Raw genomic sequence first — 7,183 nt, forward strand, 5'->3', positions numbered from 1 at the left:
AAGCGTAGCGCCATCAGGCAGATCGGCGCACCTTGCCGGATGGCGGCGTAAACGCCTTATCCGGCCTACTGTCGGCGCCATAGCGCACGCTAAAACGCTGCTTGCGCCGGTAGGCGTAGACATCTTCCACATGGCCGTTTTTAATCCGCGTCTGCAGTTCGCGCCAGTAGTCGGCGCGCAGCAGGTCGGCATGCATCTCCTCAAACAGCGGCCCAATGCGCGGGTCGGCACACAGCCAGTGGCGGAACTCCTCCGGGAACACATCCCCCGGCGAGACGCTGTACCACGGCTCGCTGGCCAGTTCATCCTCGGGATAGCGCGGCGGTGGGATCTGGCGAAAATTCACTTCCGTCATATAGCAGATTTCGTCATAGTCGTAGAACACCACCCGGCCGTGGCGGGTGACGCCGAAGTTTTTAAACAGCATATCACCGGGAAAGATGTTGGCGGCGGCCAGCTGGCGGATAGCATTCCCATACTCTTCTACCGCATCGCGTAGCGCCTGGCCGTTAACCTGCTCCAGCCACAGGTTGAGCGGCACCATTCGCCGTTCAATATACAGATGACTGATGACAATCCGGTCGCCGAGGTCGGTCAGTTTGTTCCCCGCCTCCGCCTGCAGCAGCGCCAGCAGCGCCGGCGCGATTTGTCGTTTCTCCAGCACGAAATTTTCAAACTCCTGCGTGTCCGCCATCCGCCCGACGCGGTCATGCTCCTTTACCAGCTGATAGCAGGCGCGCACGTGGGCGGCGGTCATCTCTTTCTGCGGCGCGAAGCGGTCTTTGATCACCTTAAACACCCGGTCAAACCCCGGCAGGGTAAACACCAGCATCACCATCCCGCGAATGCCCGGCGCCTCAATAAACTGCTCATCGCAGCGAGCGATGTAGTGCAGATATTCACGATAGCTTTCGGTTTTAGCGTGCTTCTGGCAGCCAATCGCCATATACAGCTCGGCCGTGGTTTTCCCCGGCAGGATCTCGCGCAGCCATTCCACCAGGGCGCCGGGCAGTGGCGCATAAACCATAAAATAGGAACGCGCGAAGCCAAACACGATGCTCGCTTCGGCATGGGTGGTCAGGCAGGTATCGACAAACAGCTCGCCCTCGTCGCTGCGATGGATCGGCAGCAAAAAGGGCAGCGTGGTCATCGGCATCACCAGTTTGCCCACCAGCCAGGCGGCTTTATTACGATAGAACAGCTCATTGGCGACCTGCAGATGACAGGTGGCGAGCAGTTCCTCCCCCAGCGCCTCCTGCAGACTGGCAATGATATAGCCGATATCCCGCGCTTTATTTTGCCACGGCAGCCGCAGCGGCAGATCGGACAGCACTTTACCCAGCAGGTGCGGCCAGCCGCGATCGGCAAAAAAATCTTTCGCCAGCGGTCGCGGAAGGGTGCGAAAAGGACGCTCGGGCTGCGAGCTGAAAATAAAGAGCCGCTCGGGGGTCAGCGAGCGGTGGTCAAACAGGCGGCAGTAGACCGAATTGAAAAAGCTCTCGGCAATTTCAAAACGAGGGTAATCCGGCAGCAAACGGGTGTAGTGGGCTTTCACCCGCAGCAAAAAGTCGGCATCCGTGCTCTTTCCTTCCGTGATGCAGCGCAGCTGCTCCACCACCAGACCCACATGGTGGTCATAGAGGTGGATCCGCTGTTTCATCGCCTGCTGCACCGCATGCCAGTCGGCCTGTTCAAAGCGCTGCTGCGCGCCGGAAGTCACTTCGAGAAAACGCCCATACTGAGCGTCAAATCCCTGCAATATCGTTTGGGCAATCAGTAATTCCAGACCACGCGTCATCGAACTCCCCCATCCGGCACCACGTCAGGCCGAATGGCGCGCTCGCTTATCCGGCCTGGATCCCTTCACAGGCCCGGTTAGCGTCGTGCCACCGGGCATGGCTCAAAACTGATCTTCTTCGGTCGAGCCGGTCAGCGCCGTCACCGACGAGGCACCGCCCTGGATAATGGTGGTGACCTTGTCGAAGTAGCCGGTACCCACCTCCTGCTGATGCGAGACGAAGGTATAGCCTTCCGGCCCGGCGGCGAATTCCGGCTGCTGCACTTTTTCAACATAATGGCGCATCCCCTCACCCTGAGCGTAAGCATGGGCGAGGTCGAACATGTTGAACCACATGCTGTGGATCCCGGCGAGGGTAATAAACTGGTACTTGTATCCCATGTCCGACAGCTGCTGCTGGAAGCTGGCGATGGTTTTATCATCGAGATTTTTCTTCCAGTTAAACGACGGCGAGCAGTTATAGGCCAGCAGTTTGCCCGGGAAACGCGCATGAATGGCTTCAGCAAAGCGACGCGCCTGCTCAAGATCCGGTTTCGACGTTTCACACCACACCAGGTCCGCATACGGCGCATAGGCCAGCCCGCGGCTGATCGCCTGCTCGATCCCGGCATGGGTGCGGAAGAACCCTTCGCTGGTGCGATCCCCGGTAATAAACTCACGATCGTACGGATCGCAGTCTGAGGTAATTAAATCGGCAGCGTCAGCATCGGTACGGGCGATCACCAGCGTCGGGACCCCCATCACGTCAGCCGCCAGACGCGCCGCCACCAATTTCTGTATCGCTTCCTGGGTCGGGACCAGCACTTTACCGCCCATATGACCGCACTTCTTCACCGACGCCAGCTGATCTTCGAAGTGAACAGCCGCTGCACCGGCTTCAATCATCGATTTCATCAGCTCGAAGGCATTAAGGACGCCGCCAAAACCGGCTTCCGCATCCGCCACGATCGGCAGGAAATAGTCGATAAAGCGCGGATCGTTCGGCTCAATCCCGGCTGACCACTGGATCTGATCGGCGCGGCGGAAGGTATTGTTGATCCGATCCACCACCGCCGGTACCGAGTTGGCCGGGTACAGCGATTGATCCGGGTACATGCTGGACGCCAGGTTAGCATCCGCCGCCACCTGCCAGCCGGAGAGATAAATGGCTTCGATGCCGGCCTTCGCCTGCTGCAAGGCCTGGCCGCCGGTCAGCGCGCCAAGGCTGTTGATGTATCCTTTCTTCGCTTCACCGTGCAGCAGACGCCACATTTTCGCCGCGCCAAGCTGCGCCAGCGTGCATTCCGGGTTCACCGAGCCGCGTAATTTCACCACCTCTTCCGCGCTGTACGGGCGGGTAATCCCTTCCCAGCGCGGGTTCGTCCACTCTTTGTTTAATTCTTCGATTTGTTGGGTACGGGTTTTCATGTGCAGATGCTCCATATAATTTCCTGGCTCTCCAGGCGCATTGGTGAAGGACTAAATGGCGAACCACACCATCTGGCGATTAGGCCAGCAGGCGGTAGCCCGGTAATGTCAGAAAATCAATCAGTTCGTCGGAGGTGGTAATCTGCTCCATCAGCCGCGCCGCATCGTCAAAGCGGCCATGGCTGAAGCGGTGCTCTCCCAGCTCTTCCTGAATCACCATCAGCTCTTCCGCCAGCCACTGGCGGAACAGCGCTTTTGTGACCGGCGTGCCGTCATTCAGGGTTTTCTGATGATGGATCCACTGCCAGATAGAGGTGCGCGAGATCTCGGCTGTCGCGGCGTCTTCCATCAGGCCATAAATCGGTACGCAGCCGTTGCCGGAGATCCAGGCTTCGATGTACTGCACCGCCACGCGAATGTTGGCGCGCATCCCGGCTTCGGTGCGCTCGCCCTCGCAGGGGGCCAGCAGCTGTTCGGCGGTAATGGGCGCGTCCTCGCTACGGGTCACCGAGAGCTGATTCGGCTTGTCGCCGAGCACGCGGTTAAACACCGCCATGGCGGTATCCGCCAGCCCAGGATGGGCGATCCAGGTGCCATCGTGACCGTTGTTCGCCTCCAGCTCTTTGTCGGCGGTGACTTTATTCAGCACCTGACGGTTACGCTCGACATCTTTGCTCGGGATAAAGGCCGCCATCCCGCCCATCGCAAACGCCCCGCGTTTGTGGCAGGTCTTAATCAACAACCGTGAGTAGGCGCTAAGGAAGGGTTTATCCATCGTCACCACCTGGCGGTCCGGCAGTACGCGGTCCGGATGGTTTTTCAGCGTCTTGATATAGCTGAAGATATAGTCCCAGCGGCCGCAGTTCAGGCCGACAATATGGTCGCGAAGCGCATGCAGGATCTCATCCATCTGGAATACCGCCGGCAGTGTTTCAATCAGCAGCGTGGCCTTGATGGTGCCGCGCGGCAAATCAAAGCGATCTTCAGTAAAGCTGAAGACATCGTTCCACCATGCCGCCTCTTGCCAGGCCTGGGTTTTTGGCAGATAGAAGTAGGGACCACTTCCTTTCGCCAGCAGCGCCTGGTAGTTATGAAAGAAATAGAGCGCAAAATCGAAAAGACTGCCGGGGATGGCCTCATTACGCCAGGTCACATGCTTTTCCGGCAGATGCAGACCGCGCACACGGCATACCAGCACAGCGGGATTGGGCTGCAGTTGATAGATTTTGCCAGCCTCATTGGTGTAGCTGATGGTCCCGTTCACGGCATCGCGTAGGTTGATTTGACCATCAATGACTTTACGCCAGTCAGGCGCCAGCGAATCCTCAAAGTCCGCCATAAAGACTTTTACGTTAGCGTTCAACGCGTTAATGACCATCTTGCGCTCGACGGGGCCGGTAATTTCAACGCGGCGATCCTGTAAATCCGCCGGGATACCACGAATGGTCCAGTCGCTATTTCTAATGGAAGCAGTTTCCGAAATAAAATCCGGCAGCTGTCCATCGTCAATAGCCTGCTGCTGCTGCAGACGCGCGGCCAGCAGTTTATTGCGCGCCGGCGTAAAGCGGCTCACCAGTTCCGTCAGAAATTCTACCGCCTCAGGCGTTAAGATCTGCTTCTCCTGCTCGCCATAGGGCTGACTAAAGGCCAGTTCATCGGTGATTGTCGCCTGCTGCGTCATTGTGCTGCTCCTCTTGGTTGATCCGCTGGAAGCGAGCGAAAGATCGTTGTGCAGTTTTCGCTCAGCACAATTAAGACTACTCAATTAATTTTCAAAATCAAAAACAATTTCCATTTTAATTTTAAAATGACATTAACATATTGATAACAATGGAATTAAAGTTATCATCAGCTGTGAGGTGAATTTCGGAAATAAAAAAGGCACCCGAAGGTGCCAGAGGCAAAGTGCTGAAACGCTTTAGGATCGTTTCGTGCGGAGTATTACTCCAGCGTTGGATTCATATGCCGCAGATCGTATGGTGTAATTTGGTAGACGTAATAGTTCAGCCAGTTAGCGAACAGCAGATTACCGTGGCTGCGCCAGGTAGCGCGCGGTTTGTTCTGCGGGTCGTTTTGCGGAAAATAGTTGTGGGGAACCTCAGGGTTCAAACCGGCTTCCACATCGCGGAAATATTCACTTGCCAGGGTATTGGCATCGTACTCGGGGTGGCCGGTGACAAAGGCGATACGCTTATCTTTACTGGCGAACAGATACGCATCGCCCTCTTCTGTCTCCGCGAGGATCTCGAGATCGGTATAGTCACGGATAAGCCCTGCCGGAAAGTCAGCATAGCGTGAGTGTGGGGCGAGGAAAGAGTCGTCGAAACCGCGGGTCAGTAGGGCGTGTGGGTGTAGAATATGGTGTTCATAGACGCCAGAAATCTTTTCGGCACGGGTTTGCTTGGGAATGCCGTACAGAATATTCAGCGCGGCCTGCACCGCCCAACAGACGAACAGCGTCGAAGTGACGTGATCCTTGGCCCACTCCAGCACCTGTTTGATCTGCGGCCAGTAAGCGACATCATTAAATTCAACCAGGCCTAAGGGAGCGCCGGTGACGATCAGGCCGTCAAAGTTCTGATCGCAGATCTCATCGAAATTGCAGTAAAAATTATTCAGATGCTCCGCCGGCGTATTACGTGACTCACGCGCATCGATACGTAATAACTGGATGTCCACCTGCAGCGGAGAGTTCGACAGCAGACGCAGGAACTGATTCTCCGTCTCGATTTTCTTCGGCATCAGGTTGAGGATTAACACCTTCAGGGGGCGGATTTCCTGAGTTGTTGCACGCGTTGTCGTCATTACAAAGACGTTTTCATTGCGCAAGAAATTGACGGCTGGTAGCTCGTCCTGCACCCGAATTGGCATAACTCTATTACCTCATAGCATACGTATAAACGTTTAGACATCCAGATAGCTGAAGATAACCAGGAATCGGGTGAATGTCGAGTCTGCATGTTCACGGTGAGAAAATTTCACGGCGCGCATTGAGTTAGAATATAAGAATGAAGAAAAGGAGAAAATATGGTTATTAGCATCCGCCGTTCCCGGCCTGATGAAGGGGATAAACTGATTGCGATCTGGTGTCGGTCGGTCGACGCCACCCACGACTTTCTGCCAAAAGCGTATCGAAAGGAGCTGGAGGAGATGGTACGCGCATTTTTACCGGAGGCTCCGCTGTGGGTGGCGGTTAACACGGAGGACCAGCCGATCGCCTTTATGCTACTGACCGGAGATCATATGGATGCGCTGTTCGTCGATCCAGATGTCCGCGGCTGCGGCGTGGGGAGATTGCTGATTGAGCATGCGCTGTCGTTAACGCCGAAGCTGACGACAAACGTAAATGAGCAGAATGAACAAGCGGTCGGGTTTTATCAGAGAATGGGTTTTAGGGTGACAGGGCGGTCTGAAACGGACGATCTGGGGCAACCGTATCCGTTATTGAATTTGATACATGAGCAGCAGGCTGAAGCAGACTAAGATTGACGTCGCAACTGCTAACCCTTAGACAGGAGCCTCTCCGGAGACGGTGCTGCGCACCTTGTCCGGGCTACGGATCGTGTAGCCCAGGTAAGCGCAGCGCCACCGGGGAGGCATGCCAGCATTCTCGCCGGATGACACAAAAGCAAAAAAGCTCAGCCTTCCGACTGAGCTTTCTGCTTTATTTGATGCCTGGCAGTTCCCTACTCTCACATGGGGAGACCCCACACTACCATCGGCGCTACGGCGTTTCACTTCTGAGTTCGGCATGGGGTCAGGTGGGACCACCGCGCTAGTGCCGCCAGGCAAATTCTTTGTGCTCAGTACGCAATTCTTTATCGCATCAACTGCGTTGCCTGCGCTCGTAAAGTCAGTCACATACTTCAGTATGCTCCTTCCTTTCCTTCGCTGGTCGCCTTGCTGCTGCGCAAATTATTGCGTACTCAACTCTGAATCTAAGCTGAAATTCTTCTCAAATCCGCCAAAACATCTTCG

At 55.9% G+C, this 7,183-nt stretch carries 5 protein-coding genes and 1 rRNA gene; 1 reads left to right on the forward strand and 5 read right to left on the reverse strand.

What is annotated here, in order from left to right:
- Window positions 1–13 precede the first annotated feature (13 nt).
- The 4 genes from aceK to metA all read right to left on the reverse strand — a co-directional run bounded on the left by aceK (window position 14) and on the right by metA (window position 6,076).
- Entirely contained in the window at window positions 14–1,798 is a 1,785-nt protein-coding gene (gene aceK, locus KHQ24_RS14725; RefSeq protein WP_004206827.1) for a bifunctional isocitrate dehydrogenase kinase/phosphatase, read from the reverse strand.
- 102 nt (window positions 1,799–1,900) lie between these two features.
- Window positions 1,901–3,205, reverse strand: coding sequence for an isocitrate lyase (aceA, locus tag KHQ24_RS14730; protein ID WP_004206828.1), 1,305 nt, complete (start codon window positions 3,203–3,205; stop codon window positions 1,901–1,903).
- 79 nt (window positions 3,206–3,284) lie between these two features.
- Window positions 3,285–4,886, reverse strand: a complete 1,602-nt coding sequence (aceB, locus tag KHQ24_RS14735; RefSeq protein ID WP_032456808.1) for a malate synthase A — start codon at window positions 4,884–4,886, stop codon at window positions 3,285–3,287.
- 260 nt (window positions 4,887–5,146) lie between these two features.
- The gene (gene metA, locus KHQ24_RS14740; protein ID WP_004206830.1) at window positions 5,147–6,076 is read right to left on the reverse strand and encodes a homoserine O-acetyltransferase MetA; all 930 of its coding nucleotides are present in this window, start codon (window positions 6,074–6,076) and stop codon (window positions 5,147–5,149) included.
- Window positions 6,077–6,232: 156 nt separating this feature from the next.
- Here metA and KHQ24_RS14745 point away from each other — a divergent pair, with 156 nt between their 5' ends.
- The gene (locus KHQ24_RS14745; protein WP_211777337.1) at window positions 6,233–6,688 is read left to right on the forward strand and encodes an acetyltransferase; all 456 of its coding nucleotides are present in this window, start codon (window positions 6,233–6,235) and stop codon (window positions 6,686–6,688) included.
- 190 nt (window positions 6,689–6,878) lie between these two features.
- Here KHQ24_RS14745 and rrf read toward each other — a convergent pair.
- A 5S ribosomal RNA gene (gene rrf, locus KHQ24_RS14750) occupies window positions 6,879–6,994 on the reverse strand.
- Window positions 6,995–7,183 lie beyond the last annotated feature (189 nt).

Origin of the sequence: Klebsiella sp. 54, from assembly GCF_018223875.1 — a bacterium.
Taxonomy (GTDB): Bacteria; Pseudomonadota; Gammaproteobacteria; order Enterobacterales; family Enterobacteriaceae; genus Klebsiella; species Klebsiella quasipneumoniae.

Coding starts and splice junctions, on each gene's coding strand:
- aceB (WP_032456808.1), bottom strand. CDS start 4,886: ATGACGCAGCAGGCGACAATCACCGATGAACTGGCCTTTAGTCAGCCC.
- aceA (WP_004206828.1), bottom strand. CDS start 3,205: ATGAAAACCCGTACCCAACAAATCGAAGAATTAAACAAAGAGTGGACG.
- KHQ24_RS14745 (WP_211777337.1), top strand. CDS start 6,233: ATGGTTATTAGCATCCGCCGTTCCCGGCCTGATGAAGGGGATAAACTG.
- aceK (WP_004206827.1), bottom strand. CDS start 1,798: ATGACGCGTGGTCTGGAATTACTGATTGCCCAAACGATATTGCAGGGA.
- metA (WP_004206830.1), bottom strand. CDS start 6,076: ATGCCAATTCGGGTGCAGGACGAGCTACCAGCCGTCAATTTCTTGCGC.